The sequence below is a fragment of the Streptomyces hawaiiensis genome (genome assembly GCF_004803895.1).
Lineage (GTDB): Bacteria > Actinomycetota > Actinomycetes > Streptomycetales > Streptomycetaceae > Streptomyces > Streptomyces hawaiiensis.
The window spans coordinates 8,274,940-8,295,022 of record NZ_CP021978.1 but is presented as its reverse complement, the minus strand read 5'-3'; the positions used below and the strand labels follow the sequence as shown (position 1 = coordinate 8,295,022).

Below are 20,083 nucleotides of genomic sequence, written 5' to 3'. Positions count from 1 at the left end.
TTCTCCGTCCTACGCGGCGCCGGGTACCCGGTCGGTCCGCGGCCTCACCAGCTACGCCCGGCCTCCAGCAGACGGTCGCGGACGAGGGTGACGTGCGGGTTGTCCGAGGTGCCGGGCCGCTGCACGAGGAAGCCGGTGTTGATCGGCGCGTCCTCGGGGGCGTCGAGGAGGACCAGAGCCCCGGACGCCAGTTCTCCGGCGCACAGGTAGCGGGGCAGCACGCTGAAGCCGGCGCCGGCCGTGACCAGTGCCAGGACGGCCCTCAGGTCCGGCACCGAGACGGCGGCGCGGCAGTTCAGGCGCCGGCCGAAGACGTGCCGCCAGTAGCGGCGCACGATGGGCAGGTCCTCGGCGTACGTGATCAGCGGGACGTCGTGCAACGCGGCGGGTCCGTCGGCGGCCGGGCGCTCCGCGACACGGTCGGCCCAGGCGGGTGCGGCGACCAGGACGAACTCCTCGTCCGTCAGCGGCACCGCGGACAGGGTGCGGCCGCGGGGCCGGCTGGTGGCGATCACCAGGTCGTGGCGGCCGGCGCGCAGTTCGTCGAGCAGGGGCTCGGTCAGTCCCGTCGCGACGCGCAGCCGTACGCCCTCGGTGACGAGCGGGGCGAGGGCGGGCAGGGCCCGGGTGGACAGCAGTTCGGCGGGCCCGGCCAGATGGACCGGCTCGGCGCGTGACTCCGCCCGGGGGCCGTGGCCGGTGGCCTCGGCGAGCGCGTCGAGGGGGGCGGCGACACGGGCCGCGAGTTCGTCGGCCACGGCGGTCGGGGCGACGCCGCGCGGGAGCCGTTCGAACAGCTCCCGGCGGGTCTGCCGCTCCAGCGAACGGATCTGCGTGGTGACGGTCGGCTGGGACAGGCCCAGCAGCTGCGCGGCGGCCGTGAAGGACCCGGAGCGGTAGACGGCCAGGAAGGTGCGCAGCAGGTTGAGGTCGGGCTGTGCGGGCGTGGCGGTCGCGCCGATAGGGTCGATGGGCCTCACACGATCCGACCCTACCGCGCCGCGCCATTGGAAACCCTATGGCCGCTATTGGGTCTGCCATTGGAAAACCGGCGCTCCGGGGGCCTACGGTCGGGTGCGTCCCGTCATCGCCGCGCTGTCCGACCGCGGCCCGTCTCATTGGAGATGCACCCACCATGTCGAAGATCCTCTTCGTCGTCACCGGCGCCGAAACCTGGACCCTGGCCGACGGCACCGAGCACCCCACCGGCTTCTGGGCCGAGGAGGCCGTCGCCCCGTACGAGGCGTTCCGGGCCGCCGGCCACGAGGTCGTCGTGGCCACGCCCGGCGGTGTCGTGCCCACCGTCGACCGGGCCTCGCTCGCTCCCGAGGTGAACGGGGGCCAGGAGAACGCCGACCGGATAGCGAAGGCGCTGGAGTCCTTCACCGAGCTGCGGCGTCCCGTCCGTCTCGAGGACGTCCGGCCGGACGACTACGCGGCCGTCTTCTACCCCGGCGGCCACGGCCCGATGGAGGACCTCGCCGTGAACGCCGACTCCGGCCGGCTGCTCGCACAGTTCCTGGAGTCGGGCAGGCCGCTCGGTGTCGTCTGCCACGGGCCGGCCGCCCTGCTGGCCGCTGTCGGGGCCGACGGCGGGAACGTCTTCGCCGGCTACGAGGTCGCGGCGTTCACCAACGCCGAGGAGATCCAGGGCGGTCTCGCCGACCGGGCCGAGTGGCTGCTCCAGGACCGCCTCACCGAGGCCGGGGTGACCGTGCGGGCCGGCGAGCCGTGGGCCCCGCACGTGGTCACCGACCGCAACCTGGTCACGGGCCAGAACCCCGCGTCGTCGGCCCCGCTGGCCGAGGAACTGCTGAAGCGGCTGGGCTGAGCAGGGGCACTGCCTGGCCCGGGCCGGTCGGGTCGCTCAGCGGCCCAGCACCAGTTCCGCCCACACCTGTTTGCCGCCACTGACCGGCAGGGTGCCCCAGGTCGCGGTGAGGGCCTCGACGAGGAGGATGCCCCGGCCGCCGGTGGCCTCCCAGCCGATGCTGGCCGGGCTGACCGGTGAGCGGGGCGAGGCGTCGGCGATGGCGATGCGCAGCCGGTTGTTGACGAGGGTGAGGTCCATGCGGACCTTGCCGTCGGTGTGGACCAGGGCGTTGGTGACGAGTTCGGACACGACGAGGAGGGCGGCGTCGTAGTCCACCGTGACGCCCCAGGAGCGCAGGGTGCGCCGGGCGAAGCGGCGGGCGTGCCCGACGGCCTGCGGCACCCGCCACACCGTCCAGCTCTCCCGGAGCGGGCGCAGTTCCATGCCGTCGTAGCGCAGGAGGAGCAGGGCGACGTCGTCGCTGCGCGGGGCGTTGCCCAGGAGGGCGTCGGCGACGAGCCCCAGGTCGGCGGGCGCGGCGTCGGCCAGCCGCCCGGCGAGGTAGTCCATGCCTTCGTCGATGTCGGAGTCGGGCGTCTCGACCAGGCCGTCCGTGACCAGGGTGATCACAGTGCCGGGCGGGAGCCGGAGCGGGCTCATGGGGAAGTCGGCCCGGGTGACCACCCCGAGGGGCGGCCCGCCCTCGGCCTCCGCGATCTCGGTCCGGCCGTCCGGGTAGCGCAGCACCGGCGGCAGATGCCCGGCGCGCACGCACCAGGCCGCGCCCTCCTCCAGGTCGACGTCGACGTAGGCGCAGGTCGCGAAGAGGTCGCTCTCCATGTCCATCAGCAGCCGGTTGGCGTGCGCGACGACCACGTCCGGCGGGTGCCCCTCGACGGCGTAGGCGCGCAGGGCGGTGCGCATCTGGCCCATGAGGGTGGCGGCACCGGCGCTGTGGCCCTGGACGTCGCCGATGACGAGGGCGACGTGGTTGTCGGGCAGCGGGATGACGTCGTACCAGTCGCCGCCGAGTTCGAGCCCCGCCGTGCTCGGCAGGTAGCGGGCGACGGCCACCGCGCCCGGCAGCCGGGGCAGGCTGCGCGGCAGCAGCTGGCGCTGGAGCATGCCGACGAGTTCGTGCTCGGCGTCGAAGGCCCGGGCCCGCACCAGGGCCTGTCCGGCGAGGCCGGCGCAGGCGGTGAGCAGGGCGCGTTCGTCGGTGCCGAAGTCGTGCGGGGTGTCCCAGCCGATCAGGCAGGCGCCGGCCATGCGGTTCCCGGCGGGCAGCGGCAGGACGGCGAGGCCGCCGGGGCCGACCTCGCCCAGGGCGCGTTCCAGGGGGCTGCCGGCGGGCCAGATGCGCGCCCGGCCCTCGCGCAGTGCGGCGGCGAGGGTGGGCATGGCGCGCACGGGTGCGTCGGGCCACTCGGTGCGCCACTCCGACCGCCACAGCTCGGGCCATGACTCGGGTTCGGGCGGGTCGAGGACGGTGACGACGAGCCGTTCGCTCTCCAGCTCGGCGAGCGCGATCCGGTCGGCCCGCAGCGGCCGGCGCAGCGCGGCGACCACGGCGTTGCCCACGTCGCGGACGGTGACGGCGGTGGCCAGCGCGGCGGCCAGGCGCTGGACGCGGGCCACGTCGGTGACGTCGGAGCGCAGGGTGGAGACGTCCACGACCGTGCCCACGAGCCGGGCCGGGCGGCCCTCGCCGCCTGGCAGGAGGCGCCCGCGCAGCCGCAGCCACTTCGGCACCCCTGCGGGCTGGAGCACCCGGAACTCCAGCTCGCGGTCGCCGATGGACATGTGGTCGGCCTCCACCACGGACATCAGCGAGGGCAGGTCCTCGGGCACGGTCAGGCTGAGCAGCGTCTCGATCCGGCCGTCGAACTCCACGGGGTCCAGGCCGAACAGGACCAGCAGGTCGTCGCCGACCCGGACACGGCCGGTGTCCATGGCCAGGCTGAAGGCGCTCGGCGGCAGGTCACCGGCCTCGGCGGGCGCGGCCGGGGCGGTGATGGCGACCGCCTCGGAGATGAGCTCCAGGCATCCGACGTCGTCGGCCGCGAACCCTCCGGGGCGCTCGCTCACGGCCAGCAGGCAGCCGCCGTCCCCCTGCACGGGCAGAGCCGTCAGGCAGAAGTCCCCGGACGGCGTACGCCGCGCCTGGGCGTGCTCGGCGAGTTCCACCGGGCCCAGCGACACCGGTCGTCCGCCCCGGTGGGCCTCGGCGACCGGGGACCGCCCGGCGCGCGGGTAGCTGTCACGCAGCCCGTACAGCGTCCTCGGGACCCCGGCCGACTCCATCAGGCACAGCAGCTCGCCGTCCTGGCTGGGCGCGTAGACGGCGACGAACGCCGCACCGGCGAAGACGAGTGCCTGTTCGAGGACGCGGCGCAGCCGTTCGGGCGAATCCTGATCGGCCGCGATCGCTTTGAGGGCACCTTCGGCACGCAGCGTTCGCGTTCCGCGCTCCTGGGCGCCCTGACTGACCACGTTGGCCATTACAGCGCTTATGAGACACCTGCGCAGCCCCTGTGGGCGTTCCGTGGACCGGGCGCCGAGGCGGGCGCTCGAAAGAAGCCGAACATGTCCTAAGGCGTGCGTTCCGCACGGTGTTCTCGTGACAGGCGTGACTGTGCGTGCCCGGCTCGTGGCTGGAAGGCTCGGTTTCCGTCACGGAGGGGGACGCATGGACAAGCGCTACGAGGTGTACGCGCTGGCCGACCGGCATTTCTACGAGACACCGGACCGGCTGGGGCGGGGCGGGCAGGGGACTGCCGCCCACCTCTACGAGACGGCCCGTCGGCCGCTGCCGGAGGGCTGGGAGTCGGCCCGGATCGGCGACTGGCTGACGATGACGCCGCTCGGCCCGGACGGCGCACCGCTGCAGGGCCCGGCCCAGGGGTGGAAGATCCACGCCTCGGCGACCCGCGCGAACGCGGAGGAGATCGCGCGGATCGTGTGGGACTACTGCGTCGAGCGGCGTGTCCCCTTCAAGTTCGTGCCGGGTCCGCACCTGCTCCACCTGCGCAACACCAAGTACGCACCGCGCGACGGCAGCGGCAAGTTCGTCACCGTCTACCCGGCCGACGAGGAGCAGCTGCACCAGGTGCTGCGCGAGCTGGGCGCGCTGCTGGAGGGTTTCGAGGGGCCGTACATCCTCACCGACCTGCGCTGGGGCGAGGGCCCGCTGTACGTCCGCTACGGCGCCATCGCACGCGTGTTCGTCGTGGACGAGCGGGGCTCGCTGGTGCCGGCGGTGCGGGACGGCGAGGGACGGCTGGTGCCGGACCGGCGGTCGCCGTCCTTCCAGGTGCCCGAGTGGGTGACCCTGCCCGCGTTCCTCCAGCCGCACCTCGACGCGCGGAACAACACGACGACGGGCGAGCTGCCGTACCGCATCGAGAAGGCGCTGCACTTCTCCAACGGCGGCGGGGTGTACGCGGGCACCGACACCCGTGACGGGCGCAAGATCGTCCTCAAGGAGGGCCGTCCGCACGCGGGGCTCGCCTCGGACGGCGCCGACGCCATCGCCCGGCTGGAGCGGGAGAAGCAGGCACTGGAGCAGGTCGCGGGCACGGGCGTGGTTCCGGAGGTACGCGACTGGTTCGAACTCGGCGGGCACCGCTTCCTGGTGATGGACTTCCTGGAGGGCCGTCCGCTCAACTCCTTCTTCGCCGAGCGGCATCCGCTGCTCACCCAGGACCCCGACCCCGAGGCCGTCGCGGCGTACACGGCGTGGGCGCTGCGTATCCACCGCAGAGTGGAGGAGGCCGTGGCGGCGGTGCACGCCCGGGGCATCGTCTTCAACGACCTGCACGTCTTCAACATCATGGTCGCGCCGGACGAGGAGACGGTGTTCCTCCTCGACTTCGAGGCCGCGGCCCCGGCCGAGGAGAACAGCCGCCAGGTCGTCGCCCACCCCGGGTTCTTCGCGCCGCAGGACCGCCGGGGCGCCGACATCGACCGCTACGCGCTGGCCTGTCTGCGGCTGGCCCTGTTCCTGCCCGTGACCACGCTGTTCGTGGTCGACCGCGGCAAGGCGGCACATCTGGCCCAGGTGATCGCGGAGCAGTTCCAGGACGTGCCTCGGGAGTTCCTCGACGAAGCGGTCACGGAGATCACCCGGGAGGTGTCCGGCCGTACGGTGGCCGCTCCCTCCTCGCCGGTGGACCCGGGCGACTGGCCGTACAGCCGCGACTCGATGGTCAAGGCCATCCTCGCCTCGGCCACCCCGGAGCGCGACGACCGGCTCTTCCCCGGCGACGTAGCCCAGTTCTCCGACGGCGGCGGGCTCGGACTCGCCCACGGCGCCGCGGGGGTGCTGTTCGCCCTGGACGCGGGCGGCGCCGAACGGTACGAGGAGGGCGAGCGCTGGCTGCTGGACCGCACGGCACCGACCCCCGTCGGCACGCCGCTCGGCCTGTACGACGGGCTCGCGGGCGTCGCCCTGGTCCTCGACCGGCTCGGACACCGGCAGCGGGCGCTGGACCTGGTCGAGGGCATCCTCGCCGAACGGTGGCAGAACCTCTCCTCCGACCTGCACGGCGGACTGGCCGGGCTGGGCCTCGTCCTCGGGCATCTGGCCCGTACGACCGGCGAGGCGGAGCTGGGCGAGCGGGCCCACGACGCCGCGCGGATCCTCGTCCAGCGGCTCACCGAACCGCTCCCGGCCACGTCCCGGCCGCGCGCCGGACTGCTGCGCGGCGCGAGCGGCCCCGCGCTGCTGATGCTGCGGCAGTACGAGTGGACCGGCGAGGAAGCCTGGCTGGAGGCGGCGGCCGTGGCCCTGCGCCGGGACCTGGCGTCCTGCACGACCCGCGAGAACGGGTCGCTGGAGGTCGACGAGGGCTGGCGGACCCTGCCCTACCTCGGCGACGGCAGCGCGGGCCTCGGCATGGTCCTCGACGACCTCGTGGCCCACGCCCCCGGCCTCGCCGGGGAGTTCGAAACGGCCCGCTCGGGGGTGCTCACCGCGGCCACCTCACGCTTCTACGCGCAGCCCGGCCTGTTCCAGGGCCGCGCCGGGATGATCCTGCACCTCAGCCGCACGACCACGCCGGGCGCGACCGAGGACCGGCTGGCCGCGCAGATCGCCGGGCTCGGCTGGTTCGCGATGGCGTACCAGGGCCAACTGGCCTTCCCCGGACACCAGATGATGCGGCTCTCCATGGACCTCGCCACCGGAACGGCAGGGTGCCTGCTGGCGCTCGGCGCGGCCCTCGACCCGGCGACCGACGCCCACCTGCCGTTCCTCCCGCCGCCCGGCAGGGGCGGCCCCACTGACGCGGTTCCGCGATCCCGCGGAGTCGTGACACGACCCCGTCCCCACGGATGACCACGGACGGACACCCAACGGAAGGACACACCATGGCACTTCTCGACCTGCAGACCATCGAGGCCGAAGAGCGCACGGACGGCGGCGGCAACAGCACCCTGAGCCTGCTCTCCTGCATCAGCGCCGCGAGCGTTCTGCTCTGTCTCTGACCGACGGTCTGCTCACTCCGGGCGGCTCTCTCCCTTCGGGGAGGGGCCGCCCGGGGTCCTTCCCGCCTCAGGAAAGGCCCGTATGACCCCGCGTGCCGAGGACGACCCGGCGGCCGGACACGCGCGCACACTGCTGCGCACCGCCACCCGGTACAGCGGGTCCCGCTGCGTGGCGCTGTGCCTGGTGAGCATCGCCGCGACGGGCGCCGGACTGCTGCTGCCGGCCGCGCTGGGCCGGGCCCTCGATCTACTGCTGGCGCACGCCCCGGCCACCCGCTGGGTGCTCTGCTGCGCCGCCCTCGTCCTGCTGCTCGGTCTGCTCGACGCGGTCCAGACCGTCCTCACCGGCACCGTGGACGCCCGTACCACCGCATGGCTGCGCCGCCGGCTGACCGGGCACGTCCTGGCCGCCGGCCCGCGGGCCGCCGACCGCTTCGGCTCCGGTGACCTCGTCGCCCGGCTGGTCGGCAACGCCGCCGAGGCGGGGACCACTCCGGCAGCCCGTGCGGCGCTGCTCGCCGCGCTCGCCGGTCCCGTCGGCGCAGTGGTCGCCCTCGGCCTGATCGACTGGTGGCTCGCGGCCGTGTTCCTCGCCGGAGCCCCCCTGCTCGCGCTTCTCCTGCGCGCCGTCTCCCGTGACACCTCCGAGAGCGCGTCGCGCTACCAGCGGGCCCAGGGCCGGATCGCGGCCGCGCTGGCGGAGGCCGTCGAGGGGGTACGTACCGTCCGGGCGGCCGGCGCGGAGGGCCGCGAGACGGCCCGTGTGCTGCGGGCGCTGCCCGATCTGTCCCGGGCCGGACACCGCATGTGGCGGGTGCAGGGGCGGGCCGCGGCCCGGGCGGTCGCCGTGGCCCCGCTGCTGCAACTCGGCGTCGTCGCCGTCGCCGGGGTACTGCTCACCCGCGACCGGCTCTCGGTGGGCGAGGTGCTCGCGGCCTCCCGGTACGCGATGCTCGCCACGGGCGTGGGCGTGCTGGTCGGCCGACTCGCGGGTTTGGCCCGGGCCCGGGCCGCGGCCCGGCGCCTCGGCGAGGTCGATACCGAGCCCGCCACCGTCTTCGGCGCCCGCCGGCTGCCCGACGGCCCCGGCCGGCTGGAGCTGCGCGGGGTGACGGCCCGGCGCGGCGGACGCACCGTGCTCGACGGGGTGGACCTCGACGTACCGGGCGGCACGACCCTGGCCGTGGTCGGCCGCTCCGGCGCGGGCAAGTCGCTGCTGGCCGCGCTCGCCGGACGGCTGGCCGACCCGGACGCGGGGGACGTGCTCCTGGACGGTGTGCCGCTGCGCGAGCTGCCGCACGAGGACCTGCGCGGCGCCGTCGGCTACGCCTTCGCCCGCCCCGCCCTTCTCGGCGGCACGGTCGAGCAGGCGATCGGCCTCGGCCTGCCGTCCCCCTCCCCCGGCCGGATCCGCGAGGCGGCCCGCACGGCCCTCGCCGACGACTTCGTCCGCCGTCTCCCCGACGGATACGGCACGGCCGTGGCCGACGCGCCGCGCTCCGGCGGCGAGTCCCAACGGCTGGGTCTCGCCCGGGCGTTCGCGCACGGCGGACGCCTGCTGATCCTCGACGACGCCCTCTCCAGCCTCGACACGGTGACGGAACGCCGCATCACCGACGCCCTGTTCGGCGACGGCCCGGGCACCACCCGGCTGCTGGTCGCCCACCGCGGGGCGACGGCCGCGTGCGCCGATGCCGTGGCGTGGCTCGACGGGGGGCGGGTGCGGGCGGTGGGACGGCACGAGGAGCTGTGGCGGCTCGCGGAGTACCGGGCGGCGTTCGGGGACGGGGCGGGGCCGGCGGATACGGGCGACAGTGACGTGCCACCCGTCCAGGACACCCAGGACGGGCAGGGAGAGGGACGTGACAGCATGAGCGGCCGGACGCGTACGGGCGCAGGGGCCGGGGACGGGACGGATTCATGACGGCCCCGGCCCCCACCGGCCTCCCCACCCGGGGACTGCGCTTCCTGCTGGCCCGCCCGCGGGTCCTGCTGCGGCTCGCCGCCTGGTCCGTGCTGGAGACCGGGCAGACCTTCCTCATCGGGTACGGGCCCGCCCGCGCCCTGGACGAGGGGTTCCTGCGCGGGCGGGCGGACGTCGGACTGCTCTGGCTGGCGGTGACCGGGATCGGTGTCCTGGTCGGCGCGTACGGGACCGCCCGGGTCTACGCCGCCGTCGCCGCGCTGGTCGAACCGCTCCGGGACCGGCTCGTGGAGCGAGTGGTCTCGCGCGGGGTGCGGACCGGTGACGCGGGTTCCCTGTCCGGGCTCACCCAGCAGGTGGAGATCGCCCGGGACACCTTCGCCGGACTGGTCATGGTCTCCCGCTCCTTCGTGTTCACCGCCGTCGGTGCCCTGGCGGGCCTGTTCGCACTCGCCCCGCCGCTCCTGCTGGTCGTGGGGCCTCCCCTGGCCGTCGGCATGGCGCTGTTCGCCGCGACCCTGCGGCCACTGGCCCGGCGGCAGGAGATGTTCCTCCTCGCCGACGAGGCCCTCGCCGATGACCTCGGCACCGTCTGCCCGGGCCTGCGGGACATCACGGCGACCGGAGCGGAGGCGTACGTCGCCGCCGGAACCGGGGAACGGGTCGAGGCCGAACTGCGGGCGGCGCGCGCCCTGGCCCAGTGGGGCGTGCTGCGCGTGGCGTCCCTGACGATCGGCGGCCAGCTGCCGATCGTGCTGCTGCTCGCCGCCGCACCCTGGCTCCTGGCCCGCGGCGTCACCACCGGCGCCCTGGTCGGCGCCCTCGCCTACGTCACCCAGTCCCTGCTCCCGGCCCTGCGTAACCTGATCCACGGCCTGGGCACGAGCGGCTCCCGTCTGACGGTGGTGCTGCGCAGAGTGACCCGGTCGGACGCCGCCGACGCCGGCACACCTCACCCGACCGCGAGCGCCCGCCCCACGAACGCCGCCGGCACACCCCGCCCGACCACGAGCGCCCGCCCCACGAACACCAAGGTTGACGACGCCGGCACGCCTCACCTGGCCGACGGGCCGACCCCCGCGAGCGTCAACCCGCACCAAACCGACCCGACCCGCCCGACCACCACCAGCGCCCACCCCACCAACGCCGAGCCACCTCCCCCAACCGACCGACCCACCACCGCGAGCACCAACCCCCGCCACACCGACGGGAGCGCCTCCCCCACGAAGGCCGGCCGCAGCGCGCCGGTCATCCGCGCCTCGCGGACCCGACCCGCCGAAGACACGCCCCCCGCTCTCTCCCTCACCTGCGTCACCTTCGCCTACGGCCCCGCCAGCGCACCGGTCGTCCAGGATCTCGACCTCGTCCTCCCGGCCGGCGCGCACCTGGCCGTCGTGGGCCCCAGCGGTGCCGGCAAGTCCACGCTCACCTCACTCGTGGCAGGGCTGCTCACGCCCTCGGGCGGCACCATCCAGGTGGGCGGACATCCCGTGCCCGGCCCGGAGGCCGCCGCCGGGCGGGTGCTCATCCCGCAGGAGGCCTACGTGTTCGGCGGCACCCTGGCCGAGAACCTCGCGTACCTGCGTCCGGACCCGGTGCCCGAGCAGGAGCTGCTGGCCGCGGCCGAAGCGGTCGGCCTCGCCCCGCTGGCCGGCCGGCTCGGCGGGCTCGGCGCCCGGGTCGATCCGGCGGCGCTGTCGGCCGGCGAACGGCAGCTGGTCGCGCTGACCCGGGCCTACCTGTCGTACGCCCCCCTCGCCCTGCTCGACGAGGCCACCTGCCATCTGGACCCCGAGACGGAGGAGCGCGCGGAGCGGGCTTTCGCCGCACGGCCGGGCGGGACCCTGGTGGTCGTGGCCCACCGCATCAGCTCGGCCCGCCGCGCCGGCCGTGTCCTGGTGATGGACGGCCGGAGCACGGCGTACGGCGGTCATGACGAGCTGATGCGGTCGTCCGCGCTGTACCGGGACCTCGTCGGGAGCTGGGCTCCCGCACCGGCCCGGCGAGGATCAGAGCCAGCCCTGGCCCTGCGAGATGCGTATCGCGTCGATGCGGTTGCGAGCCCCGGTCTTGCGGGTGATGGCCGCCATGTAGTTGCGCACCGTCCCGTGGGACAGGTGCAGGCTCCCGGCGATCTCCGCGATGGAGGCTCCCTCGGCTGCGAGGGATAACACGCTCAGTTCTCTTCGGGTCAGCGGCATCTCGGCCGCCCTGAGGAACCCGAAGCCCAGCGAGTCATTGACGAAACGTTCCCCCGCAGCGACGCGACGGATCCCGCGCAGCAGATTCTGCGGGGACCCCTCCTTGTCGACGTAGCCGAGCGCCCCCGCCTCGACCGCCCGCTTCAGCAGCCCCGGCCGGTTCGCGGTGGCGAGCACGAGTAATCGCGGGCGCACGCGCTCCGGCCCCGGCCGGCACAGTTCGCCCAGCGGAGGGATGCCGTAGGAGTCCGCGCACTCCAGGTCCGCCGCGCACACGTCCGGCCGAACCGACCGCACCGTGCCCGGCGCGCCGCGCCACGACGTGTCGTGCACCGCCAGGTCGGACTCCTGCCGCAGCCACTCCGCCAGCACCGACCTCACCAGACACTCGTCGTGCACCAGAAGCACCCGGATCACAGCCACCCCCTCCGCTCGTCGTACGCCCCCTCGTCGTATTGAGCGCGTGCCCCATTGTTCGCGAGCGTGACCCTGCGTGGGCGCGAAGATCCGGCCATCAGGGTGCGCGGGGGCGCACGCCCAGCGCCCGTACGCCCGGCCACGCTTCGACTACGGGGGCATGGGTCGGGGCGGTCGGGGTACGTCGGCGCCCCTGGCGGGGCCAGAGCGCATGTGACCGACGGTAACAGGGCCGTTCCGGAACCGCTCGTCGTGCGGGACGGGCCACCAGGGGGGAGATTTGTTCCTGGACCCGGTCGCGCGGCCGTGCGAGGAGGTGGTCGGCGTGTCCGACGGGCAGTCCTCCGCGCAGGCGCCGGCAGCCGCCAGGACGCCGGTCGGCCGTCCCCTGCTCTCCCTGGCGCTGGCCTCGATGATGGACGAGGTGCACGCCCACTCCGGCGCGGTGTACCTGATGGCACCGGATCAGCCGGTGCTGGAGATGGCGGTGATGGCCGGTCTGCCCCGGGCCTTCGCGGCGCCCTGGGAACGGGTGGGCCTGAGCTCACCGATCCCGGTCGCCGACGCGGCCCGCGAGCGGCGGCTGGTGTGGGTCGGGGGCGAGGAGCAGATGGCCCGCCACTACCCGCGGATCGCCGTGGTGCTGCCGTACCCGTTCGCCCTGGCCGCGGTGCCGATCGCCACCGAGTCCACCGTCTACGGCGCGGTCTTCGTGACCTGGCCGGGCGCGCATCCCGCGGAGATGTCCGACCACGAGCGGGAGCATCTGACGGCGGCCTGCGGCCGGCTGGCGGTCCGGCTGGAGCGGGCCGCCGAGCACAGCATCCCGCCGCACCCCGAGACCGATCTGCTCGCCTCGCCCCTGGTGGGCGGCATGGCCGGCACGCTGGGCACGGTCGAGGCGGCCCGGATGGTGAGCCGGCTGCCGTACGGCCTGGTCTCGCTGGACCTGCACGGACGGGTCGGCTTCGTGAACGCGGCGGCGGCCGAGCTGCTGAACGTCCCGGTCAGCCGGCTGCTCGGCACCCAGCTGTGGGCGTCGGTGCCCTGGCTCAACGACCCGGTGTACGAGGACCGTTACCGGGCCGCGCTGCTGAGCCAGCACGTCACGTCGTTCGTGGCGCTGCGCCCGCCCGGCGAGTGGCTGTCGTTCCGGCTGTACCCGAGCACGACGGGTTTGAGCGTCCGCATCACCCGGTCCAGGGCCGTGTCCCGGATGAACCGGACCGCACCGCCGCCGGACGGGGCGCCGTCCCGGCTGGTCACCATCTCGCAGGTGCTGGACCTGGCCGGCGCACTCACCGAGGCGGTGGGGGTGCAGGACGTGGTGCAGCTGGTCGCGGACGAGATCGCCCCGGCCGTGGGCAGCCAGGCCCTGGTCGTGCTGGGCTCGCGGGCGAACCGGCTGCAGGTGCTCGGGCATCGCGGGTACCGGGACCCGCTCGTCGTGGAACGGTTCGACGGGATGCCCCTGACCGAGCCGACACCCGGCACCCAAGTGCTGCGGACGGGCGTGCCCGCGTTCTTCGAGTCGCAGGAGCAGCTGGAGCGCCTGTACCCGGCGCGGCTCGCGACCCCCGACGGGTTCGCGGCCTGGGCCTTTCTGCCACTGATCGCCCAGGGCCGCCCGGTGGGGACGTGTGTCCTCTCCTACGCCGAACCGCACCCCTTCCCGACGGAGGAGCGGGCGGTGATGACCAGCATGGCCGGGCTGATCGCCCAGGCGCTGGAGCGGGCGCTGCTCTACGACGCCAAGCACCGGCTCGCGCACGGCCTGCAGGAGGCGCTGTTGCCGCACTCCCTGCCCTCCCTGCCCGGCATCGAGGCGGTCGGCCGCTATGTGCCGGCCACTCAGGGCATGGACATCGGCGGCGACTTCTACGACCTGGTCGGCACCCGGGGGACGGCGGCGGCCGTGATCGGGGACGTGCAGGGCCACAACGTGACGGCGGCCGGGCTGATGGGGCAGGTCCGCACTGCGGTGCGCGCCTACACCACCGTGGGGCAGGCACCCGAGGAGGTGATGCGCAGCACCAACCGGCTGCTGCTCGACCTGGGGTCCGACCTGTTCGCCAGCTGTCTGTACCTGCGGCTCGACCCGGAGCACGGGCGGGCCGTGATGTCCCGGGCTGGGCATCCCCCGCCGCTGCTGAGACGGCCGGACGGCCGGGTGCGCGTCCTCGACCTGGCGGGCGGCCCGCTGCTGGGCATCGACGCCTCGGCGGTGTACCCGACGACGGAGGTCTCCCTGGCCCCCGGCTCACTGCTCGTCCTCTACACGGACGGGCTCGTCGAGTCCCCGGGCACGGACTTCGAGGAGGCCCTCGCGGATCTGGGCAGGCGGCTGGCCGACGCCGGGGACCAGCCGCTGGACGAACTGGCCGACAGCCTCGTCCACCAGGAGCGGCACCACACCGACGGGGAGGAACGGCTCGACGACATCGCGCTGTTGCTGATCAGGGCGATCGGCTAGGGCTCTGGCGTTGCCGGGGGTGCGTGGGCTCGTTGCACCGGGCGGCCTCGGGGGCGCGGCCCTCCGAACCCGCCTGACGTACGCCTCTCCCCAGGGCGCGTCCAACCTCTCCCCAGGGCGCGTCCAAAGGGCCGGTCCTCCCGCCAGAGGGCCGGCCCGGTTCCGCCAGGAAGGGGGCGGAACCGGGCCGGCGGCGTCGGACCGGCTGCCGACGGCTGTGCAGGGATCAGCGGCTCTCGGTCAGACCGGAGTCGTCCTCGACGCCCTGACCCGCGTCCTGACCGGCACCGGCACCGGCTCCGGCACCCGCTTCGTCGCCTCCGGCGTGCTCACCGGCACCGGCCCCGGCCTCTTCACCGGCTCCGGCTTCCTCACCGGCACCCGCACCGGCCTCTTCACCAGCGCCCGCACCGGCCTCCTGACCTGCACCGGCCTCTTCACCAGCGCCCGCTTCCTCGCCCGCACCGGCTTCCTCGCCGGCCCCGGCCTCGTCACCGGCACCGGCACCGCCGCCCGCGGCACCGCCCGCGCCGAGGGTCGCGCCGACGGCCTCCAGGGCGGTGGTCACCGGCTGGAAGAACGTCTCGCCTCCGGCCGTGCAGTCGCCGCTGCCGCCGGAGGTCAGGCCGATGGCGAGACCGTCCTGGGTGAACAGCGAGCCGCCGCTGTCACCGGGCTCGGCACAGACGTCGGTCTGGATGAGGCCGGTGACGGTGCCCTCCGGGTAGTTCACCGTGGCGTCGAGGCCGAGGACCTGGCCGTCGGCGAGCCCGGTGGTGCTGCCCATCCGGAAGACCTGCTGGCCGACGGTCGCCTCGGCGGCCTCGGTGATCGGCACGGTCTGGTCGCCGGTGTTGACCTCACTGGGCGCCTCGGTCGCCGGGTCGTCGTACTTCACGAGTGCGAAGTCGCCGTCGCCCGGGAACGTGGACTGGTCGACGGTGGCGATCGGCTGGCCGCCCTGGGTGTCCGACCACTCGTTGCCGCCGAGGGTGCAGTGACCGGCCGTCAGGAAGGCGGGCGAACCGTCGCCCGCGGTGACGTTGAAGCCGAGGGAGCAGCGCGAGCCGCCCGCGAAGATGGCGTCGCCTCCGGAGACGAACGGCTTGAAGGTGCCGGAGGACTTCTTGATGGTGGCCATGCCGGAGCCGAGCTCCTGCACGGTGGACTCCAGTCTGTCCCACTTGGCGCCGGTCACGGTGCTGTCCGCGGTCACCAGGAGCTTGTTGGTACGCGGGTCGATCGACCACGAGGTGCCCGCGATGGTCGCCTCGGACTTCAGCGTCGACGCCCCGTCCTGGAGCTCCGACCAGCTGTTGTCGACCTCGCGGACCTTCGCGCCGGCCGCCTTCGCCTGCACGATCACGTTGTTGTTGTCGCCCGGTACGACGTTGACGACGAGCTGCTGGCTGTCGCCGTCGTAGTAGGAGCCGCCGAACGCCTCACCGAGGAGCCCGGAGAGCTGCGAGGCGAGATCCGAGGCGTCGCCCGCCTTCAGGGTCTTCGGCGCGGCCGCCGCGTCACCGGACGAACCGTCCTGGGAGGCGTTGGCGTTGGGGAGCAGGATCGCGGCGGCGCCGAGCGCCACCACACCGCCCGCCGCTATCGCGGCCTTGCGCTTCGGAATTCGCTTGTGACTCAAACTTCTCTCCTCCTGGGGAACGGAGTGGGTGCCGCCGTCCGGCGGCTTCTGGGGGGCGCCTGGATGGCTGTTGGTACGCACGGGCCACACGGGGCGTTCAATTCCGTTTGCAAGTGATCCCTTCGCATCGCGGAATCAGCCAACTCCCGCCGCCGGCAGACCGACCGCGCGGTCCGTGACCGCCCTGCTCACCCGGGCCGGTCCGGGAGGCCTGGTCCGGCCGGCCCGCGGAGCGCCATGGCCGGATGACGGCCTTTCAGCGACGGTCGCCGCTCCGGCATGGCGGAACGCAACGCTCCGTATCCACCCGGAAACGATCTGTTGTCCTCACGGAGCGGAATCCCGGCTTCAGCGAATCTGCACATCGAATGCTCAACCCGGTCACCGAAATGAGGGTTATCCACACCCCGGCCGCGTAGGTCACGCCTTTGGGGCGGGAGTGCCGGATTCGCCACCCCGAGGAGCAAGGGCCCGGATGCACCGATGCGGTGCCGCATGTGAAGAACTCGCCGCCAAGCGGTGCACGGACCTGCACGGATCGGCGCCGCGGCGGCGCAAGTTCCCTGGTGGGGGGCGTGGTTGATTGGAAGCGCGGAGCCGCAGCGTGCTTTGATCCATCGCACCGCGGGGGCCGCTCAGGGCACTCGGAAACGAATGCCCGGTGCCCGCGGTCGCGGCCGTCATCTGTCCCCAGAGGGGGCCGCTCCCCCCTTGTGAGATACCCATACGAAGGGAAGTTCCATCATGAACTCCACCCCCCAGGTTGAGACCGTCGAGATCGCTGACGCCCAGCTCGACGCCATCTCCGGCGGCCTGTCCGTGAACGCCGTCAACACCGTCACCGACACGGTTGACGGCATCGCTCCGGTCTCCGGCCTGGTCGACACGGCCGTCGGCACCGTCGAGGGTGTCACCGGCCTGAACACGGCCCCGGTCACCGGCCTGGTCTCCGGCCTCTGATCGAGCCCTTGTGCCGTTGATTCCCGGAACCGCAGCCGGCGGTTCCGGGTTCTTCGGGTTCCGTATGAACCTCTGCCGCAGCCGTGAGCGCCTCTTCCACGGCCGTGAGTACCTCTTCTACGGGTGAGGGAAGTTCCTTGCAGTTCCGCCAACAGGCCCTCGCCAAGCTCCAGTCACCGGAGGAACTCGACCTACCGGTGCGTTTCGCCCGCCCGCAGGGCTGGCTCGTGCTCTCGGTGACGGTGGTCGCGATGGCGGCCGCCTCGGTGTGGGCGGTGACCGGCTCGGTGACCTCCACCGTCAGCGCACCCGCCATCATCACGCACGGGCAGGGCAGTTACCTCCTCCAGAGCCCCGTCGCGGGCCAGGTCACCGCGGTGCTCGCCAAGCAGGGCGAGCAGGTGCCCGCGAACTCCCCCGTACTCAAGGTCCGCACGGCCAAGGGCGAAGCCGTCGTCCGCACGCTCGACGCGGGCCGGGTCTCCGCGCTCGCCGCGACCGTCGGGCAGATCATCCAGACCGGCGCGAACGTCGCCGCCGTCGAGAAGGTCGCCCGCACCGGGGACCCGCTCTACGCGACCGTGTACGTCCCCGCCGAGAACGCCGCCTCGATCCCCGACGACGCCCCCGTGGACCTGACCGTGCAGTCGGTGCCGACCCAGGAGTACGGCGTGCTGCGCGGCCATGTGAAGTCGGTGGACCGCTCGGCCCAGTCCCCGCAGCAGATCGCCGCGTTCCTCGGGGACAGCCAGCTGGGCGAGCAGTTCACGAAGAAGGGCAGAGCGGTGGCCGTGACGGTCGGGCTGGACAGGTCGTCCGCCACGAAGAGCGGCTACAGGTGGTCGTCCGCGGACGGACCGCCGTTCAAGCTGACCTCCATGACGCTGGCGTCCGGTTCGATCCGGCTCGCCGACCAGCGTCCCGTCGACTGGCTGCTGCCATGAGCGCGACCGCACAGGAGCCCCGGAGCAGACGACGCTCCGCCCCGCCCAAGCGCAAGGTGCCCAAGGCCCGGGCGAAGACCGTCCGCACGCCCACCGTGCTCCAGATGGAAGCCGTCGAGTGCGGCGCCGCCTCCCTGGCGATGGTGCTCGGCCACTACGGCAAGCACGTCCCGCTGGAGGAGCTGCGCATCGCCTGCGGCGTCTCCCGGGACGGCTCGCGCGCCAGCAACCTGCTGAAGGCGGCCCGCTCCTACGGCCTGACGGCCAAGGGCATGCAGATGGACCTGGCCGCCCTCGCCGAGGTGAAGTCGCCGGCCATCCTGTTCTGGGAGTTCAACCACTACGTCGTCTATGACGGCATGGGCCGCCGCTTCGGCCGCCGTGGCATCTACATCAACGACCCCGGCAAGGGCCGCCGTTTCATCCCCATGGAGGACTTCGACGGCAGCTTCACCGGTGTCGTGCTGGTGATGGAGCCCGGTGAGGACTTCGCCCGGGGCGGCCGCAAGCCCGGTGTCCTGGGCGCGATGCCGGCCCGGCTGCGCGGCACCGCGGGCACGATGCCCGCCGCCGTCCTGTCGAGCCTGCTGCTGGTGGCGGTCGGCGCGGCGGTGCCCGCGCTCAGCCGCACCTACATCGACGAGTTCCTGATCGGCAACCAGACCTCGTTGCTCGACGTGCTGTTCCCGTCGATGGCGGCGTGCGTGCTGCTCACGGTGGTGCTGACCTGGCTCCAGCAGGCCAACCTGCTGCGCGGCCGCATCATCTCCTCCACCCTGTCCAGCGCCCGCTTCCTGCGGCATCTGCTGCGGCTGCCGGTGACGTTCTTCTCCCAGCGCAGCCCGGCCGACCTGGTACAGCGGCTCCAGTCCAACGACGCGGTGTCCGAGACCCTGTCCCGCGACCTCGCGGCGGCGGGCGTGGACGCGGTCGTGGTCGTCCTGTACGCGGTGCTGCTGTACACCTATGACCCGCAGCTGACGTTCGTCGGCATCGGTGTGGCCCTGCTGAACGTCGTCGCCATGCGTGTCGTCATCCGGTTGCGGGCGACGCGCACGGCGAAACTGCGCGCGGACACGGCCCGCCTCACCAACACCGCCTACACGGGCCTTCAGCTGATCGAGACGATGAAGGCGACCGGCGGCGAGGACGGCTACTTCCGCAAGTGGGCCGGGCAGCACGCCACCACCCTGGAGGAGCAGCAGCGGCTCGGCGTGCCGAGCGCCTGGCTGGGCGTGGTCGCGCCGACGCTGGCCACCCTCAACAGCGCGCTGATCCTGTGGATCGGCGGCATGCGGGCGGTCGAGGGGCACATCTCGGTCGGTCTGCTGGTCGCCTTCCAGGCCCTGGTCACCCGTTTCACGGCCCCGCTGACCCGGCTGAACGGCGTCGCGGGCCGCATCCAGGACTTCGCGGCTGACGTGGCCCGGCTGAAGGACGTGGAGAACTTCAAGGCCGACCCGCTCTACGGCCGCCCCGGCTCCGGCGAGTCCACGCGCCGCCTCCAGGGCCATGTCGAGCTGGAGAACATCACGTTCGGCTACAGCCCGCTGGACAAGCCCCTGCTCACCGGCTTCGACCTGACGGTCGGTCCCGGGCAGCAGGTCGCGCTGGTCGGCGGCTCGGGCAGCGGCAAGTCCACGGTGTCGAGGATGATCTCCGGGCTGTACGCCCCGTGGGAGGGCGTGATCCGTATCGACGGGCAGCGCATCGAGGACATCCCGCGCGGGGCGCTGGCCGCCTCGGTCTCCTTCGTCGACCAGGACGTGTTCCTCTTCGAGGGCACGGTCCGGGACAACGTGGCGCTGTGGGACCCGTCGATCCCGGACGACGCGGTGGAGGACGCGCTGCGCGACGCCGCCCTGTACGACGTGATCACCCGCCGCCCGGGCGGCATCCACAGCAAGGTCGAGCAGGACGGCCGCAACTTCTCCGGCGGGCAGCGCCAGCGCCTGGAGATCGCGCGAGCGCTGGTGCGCCGCCCGAGCATCCTGGTGCTCGACGAGGTGACGAGCGCGCTGGACGCGGAGACCGAGCAGGTCGTGATGGACAACCTGCGCCGGCGCGGCTGCGCCTGTGTGGTGATCGCGCACCGGCTGAGCACGGTGCGCGACAGCGACGAGATCGTCGTCCTGGAGCACGGCACGGTCGTGGAGCGGGGACGGCACGAGGACCTGGTGGCCCGCGGCGGCGCGTACGCGGCACTGGTCAGGGAGCGGTGA

General features: G+C 73.6%; 12 protein-coding genes and 1 pseudogene. 9 read left to right on the top strand and 4 right to left on the bottom strand.

Annotated features, from left to right (window positions below):
* Positions 1 to 44: 44 nt before the first annotated feature.
* Positions 45 to 980, bottom strand: a complete 936-nt coding sequence (locus tag CEB94_RS37605) for a LysR family transcriptional regulator (RefSeq protein ID WP_175436404.1) — start codon at positions 978 to 980, stop codon at positions 45 to 47.
* 155 nt (positions 981 to 1,135) lie between these two features.
* Between CEB94_RS37605 and CEB94_RS37600 the strand changes: the two genes are divergently transcribed.
* Positions 1,136 to 1,831 (top strand): type 1 glutamine amidotransferase domain-containing protein, encoded by a 696-nt coding sequence (locus CEB94_RS37600; RefSeq protein WP_175436403.1) that lies wholly within the window; start codon positions 1,136 to 1,138, stop codon positions 1,829 to 1,831.
* 36 nt (positions 1,832 to 1,867) lie between these two features.
* Here CEB94_RS37600 and CEB94_RS37595 read toward each other — a convergent pair whose 3' ends face one another.
* A complete protein-coding gene (locus tag CEB94_RS37595; RefSeq protein WP_175436402.1) occupies positions 1,868 to 4,315 on the bottom strand; it encodes a SpoIIE family protein phosphatase in 2,448 nt (815 codons plus the stop codon).
* 187 nt (positions 4,316 to 4,502) lie between these two features.
* Between CEB94_RS37595 and lanKC the strand changes: the two genes are divergently transcribed.
* The 4 genes and pseudogenes from lanKC to CEB94_RS37575 all read left to right on the top strand — a co-directional run.
* Positions 4,503 to 7,151: a class III lanthionine synthetase LanKC gene (lanKC, locus tag CEB94_RS37590; RefSeq protein WP_175436401.1), complete on the top strand. Its 2,649-nt coding sequence runs from the start codon at positions 4,503 to 4,505 to the stop codon at positions 7,149 to 7,151.
* A gap of 32 nt (positions 7,152 to 7,183) precedes the next feature.
* Positions 7,184 to 7,300, top strand: coding sequence for a SapB/AmfS family lanthipeptide (locus CEB94_RS37585; RefSeq protein ID WP_175436400.1), 117 nt, complete (start codon positions 7,184 to 7,186; stop codon positions 7,298 to 7,300).
* Between the two features lie 82 nt (positions 7,301 to 7,382).
* Positions 7,383 to 9,224, top strand: coding sequence for an ABC transporter ATP-binding protein (locus CEB94_RS37580; protein WP_175436399.1), 1,842 nt, complete (start codon positions 7,383 to 7,385; stop codon positions 9,222 to 9,224).
* Positions 9,221 to 10,990: pseudogene (locus tag CEB94_RS37575) on the top strand (ATP-binding cassette domain-containing protein); the annotation flags it as partial. The gene CEB94_RS37580 and the pseudogene CEB94_RS37575, both read left to right, overlap by 4 nt.
* 243 nt (positions 10,991 to 11,233) lie before the next feature.
* On the opposite strand, the gene CEB94_RS37570 reads toward CEB94_RS37575, so the two are convergent.
* A complete protein-coding gene (locus CEB94_RS37570) occupies positions 11,234 to 11,842 on the bottom strand; it encodes a response regulator transcription factor (protein ID WP_175436398.1) in 609 nt (202 codons plus the stop codon).
* Between the two features lie 316 nt (positions 11,843 to 12,158).
* On the opposite strand from CEB94_RS37570, the gene CEB94_RS37565 reads away from it, so the two are divergent.
* A complete protein-coding gene (locus tag CEB94_RS37565; protein ID WP_175437335.1) occupies positions 12,159 to 14,315 on the top strand; it encodes a PP2C family protein-serine/threonine phosphatase in 2,157 nt (718 codons plus the stop codon).
* Positions 14,316 to 14,541: 226 nt separating this feature from the next.
* On the opposite strand, the gene CEB94_RS37560 is transcribed toward CEB94_RS37565, so the two are convergent.
* Positions 14,542 to 15,957 (bottom strand): S1 family peptidase, encoded by a 1,416-nt coding sequence (locus CEB94_RS37560; protein ID WP_175436397.1) that lies wholly within the window; start codon positions 15,955 to 15,957, stop codon positions 14,542 to 14,544.
* Between the two features lie 744 nt (positions 15,958 to 16,701).
* Here CEB94_RS37560 and CEB94_RS37555 point away from each other — a divergent pair.
* The 3 genes from CEB94_RS37555 (at position 16,702) to CEB94_RS37545 (ending at position 20,083) form a co-directional block, all read left to right on the top strand.
* Positions 16,702 to 16,917: a hypothetical protein gene (locus CEB94_RS37555; RefSeq protein WP_003994898.1), complete on the top strand. Its 216-nt coding sequence runs from the start codon at positions 16,702 to 16,704 to the stop codon at positions 16,915 to 16,917.
* 137 nt (positions 16,918 to 17,054) lie between these two features.
* Positions 17,055 to 17,861: a biotin/lipoyl-containing protein gene (locus CEB94_RS37550; RefSeq protein ID WP_175436396.1), complete on the top strand. Its 807-nt coding sequence runs from the start codon at positions 17,055 to 17,057 to the stop codon at positions 17,859 to 17,861.
* Positions 17,858 to 20,083, top strand: a complete 2,226-nt coding sequence (locus CEB94_RS37545; RefSeq protein WP_175436395.1) for an NHLP family bacteriocin export ABC transporter peptidase/permease/ATPase subunit — start codon at positions 17,858 to 17,860, stop codon at positions 20,081 to 20,083. Before CEB94_RS37550 ends, CEB94_RS37545 begins: the two co-directional genes overlap by 4 nt.

What these genes read in the sequence shown, in the direction of transcription:
- CEB94_RS37600 (WP_175436403.1), top strand. Translation starts at nt 1,136, where the DNA reads ATGTCGAAGATCCTCTTCGTCGTCACCGGCGCCGAAACCTGGACCCTG.
- CEB94_RS37595 (WP_175436402.1), bottom strand. Translation starts at nt 4,315, where the DNA reads ATGGCCAACGTGGTCAGTCAGGGCGCCCAGGAGCGCGGAACGCGAACG.
- lanKC (WP_175436401.1), top strand. Translation starts at nt 4,503, where the DNA reads ATGGACAAGCGCTACGAGGTGTACGCGCTGGCCGACCGGCATTTCTAC.
- CEB94_RS37585 (WP_175436400.1), top strand. Translation starts at nt 7,184, where the DNA reads ATGGCACTTCTCGACCTGCAGACCATCGAGGCCGAAGAGCGCACGGAC.
- CEB94_RS37580 (WP_175436399.1), top strand. Translation starts at nt 7,383, where the DNA reads ATGACCCCGCGTGCCGAGGACGACCCGGCGGCCGGACACGCGCGCACA.
- CEB94_RS37555 (WP_003994898.1), top strand. Translation starts at nt 16,702, where the DNA reads ATGAACTCCACCCCCCAGGTTGAGACCGTCGAGATCGCTGACGCCCAG.
- CEB94_RS37545 (WP_175436395.1), top strand. Translation starts at nt 17,858, where the DNA reads ATGAGCGCGACCGCACAGGAGCCCCGGAGCAGACGACGCTCCGCCCCG.